Raw genomic sequence first — 3,411 nt, 5'->3', positions numbered from 1 at the left:
TATAAAGAATATGGATCGATTAATTTACAAGAGCTGTAAAGATAATGGCTTTCGACAAGGGAGTGGTGCTATAGAAAGCAGTGGTCGCAGGGTTAATAATATAAAAAGGAAAGGCAATTCTATTTTTTGGAATGAAGAGAGTGCCAATGATATGCTGGTAAGACGTTCATTTTATAAGGATGGGAGATGGCGAAACATTGAAGAAATGTCCTATAGAGGAGGATTGCAAGCAGCAGCCTAAAAACCCACAAATTCCGAATGCGCCCATATTCGCCCATCTGTCATAGACTTTCTGTGCTTCTTGCACGTTATCCAGCTGCAAATGATCAAAAGGTTTATCCTGTTGAATTTCCTGGTTCAACTGATATTTTTGATAAAGATTGTAAGCAAATGCACCTGTGGCTGCTGTAGATAATACTACCAATACTGGTAAAGCAGCATGACGCAATTTAAAGGATTTTTTGTATGTGCAGGAAGTCTGCTCAAAAAAAGTATCATAATAATTTGCCGGGTGAATACCAAAATTAATCACGGTTGCATGAAGGTATGGTAAAAATTGTCCATCTGTCAACTCAGTTAACACACCTGATAAAGACTGTAGTTTACGCTCAATTGACTCACTAATTTCAATCGCATCCACTATTGATACTTTCAATCCATTTTCTGTAATAAGCCGCTTAGAGATTTGATTTCGTATATAAGCAAAAGCCTCACCGATACGCTCTTGTAGCTGCTGTTCTGTAAACTGCCCACTTAAAACAACCTTTGTTTGGTGTTTAACCAACTCAAAGAAACAGCGCATTTTTTCTTTTTCATAAATAAAATCAATACCAATATGTAGTTCAAATGCATTGTTTTGATAGACTTCCAGCTGTGATAATATTTTTTGAAATAAAGCAAACTGCCCGGGCTGGATGTCATTTTCAGTCAAACAAAACAAAGCAATAGGTAAATGGATTGCACCTTTTTTATAGACTTTAGTCAGCATGCTGTTAAATGCAATATGATTCATTTTTGGCAAAGCCTGTATTGAGATCAGAAATATCACACGCATTGGCTCAACGATAACCATTTGACCTTCATCGATAACAAGAACTTCTGCCGCCTCAAGATCTGTAAACTTCTTAACATAGGTGATCATCTGCTCGCTTGTCCCTTCATAAACACAGAAGAAAGAAGCAAGCCCTTCAGTTTTATTTGCTTTTTTAACAATCTTATAAACAATATCTTTATAGATATTGCGTTTTGGCGCAGCTGCTTTCTTTTTCAAGCCCTTAGGTAATTTTAATTTTCCCTTGTACTGTTTGTATTTTTTAAGTAATAAAATGATAATTGTTAATACAGCAACAGCGCCAATTGCACCAAACAACATTAACCCGTATTTACCTGATAATAAACTCATCATTCACTTTCTTCCTTCTTGTCACTAAATGCCAGCGTTACGCCACTTTTATTACTAAAAGATAAAATATTAACACCTTTTCCATCTTTGGTAGTCTGCTTTACTTGGAACACCTGATCCTGGTTATCCTGTGTATAGGAAAGCTCACACTCCTGCTGCGCACCATATATCATGCGTTGAACCATTTTCTCTGAGGCTTTGTCCTGACTAAGGATCGTATTATCCCTTAGCGATTTTATTAAAACCATCTCGGCATTTACGATTTCCAACAGCACTTTATCACCATTGCGTAGAGGGTAGAAGGTATGTGCGCCAAAGGTACTCACATCAATTGCTGCAAAGACACTGTTTTGTGCATCTGAAGATTTGTATAACACGGTGGGCAGCTTTAAAGCATAACATAATGTCTTCTCTGACTGGCCAGCATAAGTATAAGCATCCAGGTTTGACGAAGTATCGTCACTAAAGCTTCCTTCTGTCTCTGTTTGGCCTTGATAAAATTTATAACCATATTGAACACTTTCATCAACATTTTTACCAATGGTAATCTCCGCATCTAACAAAATGGGGGAAAAATGTTGATAATCTGGTAGCATATGCTGTTGTGATTTGCCATCAAGCCATGTACTTTCAATCGAAGTAAAATGCGTAATTCCATGACTTTCTCCAATCATTGTAATCTTCTCAAACCGATCTTTATCCTCTTCAGACTCATAGTTTTGCTCGATAATTTTCTGTTTCACGTAAGCCTTGGTCGCTTTATTTTGTGTGAAGCGCCATTTTTGTCTTGAGATCAGCAAATTTTGACTAAAGTTTCCAATGCTACAGTGCCATTGATCTTGATCGATTAACACAGGTTGATATGAAGGCAGCATCGGCATAAAAGGCGTTAACTGCCTTAACTGGACAAGATAGGTATACTGGCAAGACTGCCTTCTTGATTGAACTTCAGTATACCATTTCGCTGTATTATCATAAATTTTCTTGTCCGCAATTTTCAGCATCTGTGTCTTTTTAAAGCCACCTAATGCTAAAAAATCATTCGGCATTATGCTATTTGCATTTTGCGTCTGTATATTGCTATCTGCAATATTAAGTGTGGTGTTCTCTTTAACATACCAAGGGGGCGTTACATGACATAAAATATCTTTTATCTGCCCTAAGTCCATTGAAGTAAGCATACCTGAGCCTTTAGTCGGCTTTTGTATATCCGTAAGGGAATCAAAAAGCTGATAAGTCGCTTTTCCCTTCGTTAAGCTTTCATAATCGTAAATAAGATAAACCCCATAATGATCGAGTGCTTCAATAAAATAATCATAAAAACTTGCATTTTTCGTTGAGACAAAGATCTGCTTTTGCTTTACCGCAAGCTTCTTGCATTTACTGGCATCAAGTGTTGCCCATGCCTGGAAAAAGTTATTTTCCTCAAAAACGTCTATATAGCTTTTATTAAAATCAATATATATTGGATGGTGTTCACGCCAGAAACTCTGTATTACATCGCAAAAAGAAAGCTTGAAACTTGGCAGCATCGCTTCAAACTGACTGGTTTGTTTATCGGTGTTTTTGCCAACTAATGGGTCGAAAAACTGCAGATGCTCGTTATTTTGCAAATTAGCAACCCCTTGAAGGTAAAAGGTTTTCTTGTAATTTTCCCCTTTTTTATCCGGGTCATCAAATACATAGATATGCTCAATAGTCAACGCAATCGATAAAGGTACATTCTGATACAAGAATAAATAATCAGGGTGAAATGCGCGATCATCATAAGATAGCTGAAATAATAAATCACCACTAAAACCATAAGAAGACAAATCTACATTTAAATCCAAAAGATGAAAATTAGATAACATAAGGCCCTTAAATTGGGCGTATGGTGTTTTATTTTGATATTCATTACTAATAAGCGTTAATGGCTTTGTCGATAATGTTTCATCTAAAGGATTCAACTCGACAGTAATCTTTTGCTCTAGAATAAAAGGATCATAACCTAATGGCACTAAGTTAAG

2 protein-coding genes are annotated in these 3,411 nt (G+C 36.5%); both read right to left on the bottom strand.

The genetic code is table 11. The annotated features are described in order from the left end of the window. Positions 1–166: 166 nt before the first annotated feature. On the bottom strand, positions 167–1,405 hold the full coding sequence (locus tag DNK84_RS13545; RefSeq protein ID WP_119344995.1) for a hypothetical protein: 1,239 nt from the start codon (positions 1,403–1,405) through the stop codon (positions 167–169). Continuing rightward, positions 1,402–3,411, bottom strand: a 2,010-nt coding sequence (locus DNK84_RS13540) for a hypothetical protein (RefSeq protein ID WP_162902499.1), incomplete at its 5' end; no start/stop codon positions are given. The genes DNK84_RS13545 and DNK84_RS13540, both read right to left, overlap by 4 nt.

Source organism: Facilibium subflavum (assembly GCF_003574485.1).
In the GTDB taxonomy this organism is placed as follows: Bacteria; Pseudomonadota; Gammaproteobacteria; order Francisellales; family Francisellaceae; genus Facilibium; species Facilibium subflavum.
Note: the sequence above shows the minus strand (reverse complement) of the source record. Positions and strands in the feature narration are given on the sequence as shown.

Excerpts from the sequence above, each read along its gene's own strand:
- DNK84_RS13545 (WP_119344995.1), bottom strand. The coding sequence starts at position 1,405 with ATGATGAGTTTATTATCAGGTAAATACGGGTTAATGTTGTTTGGTGCA.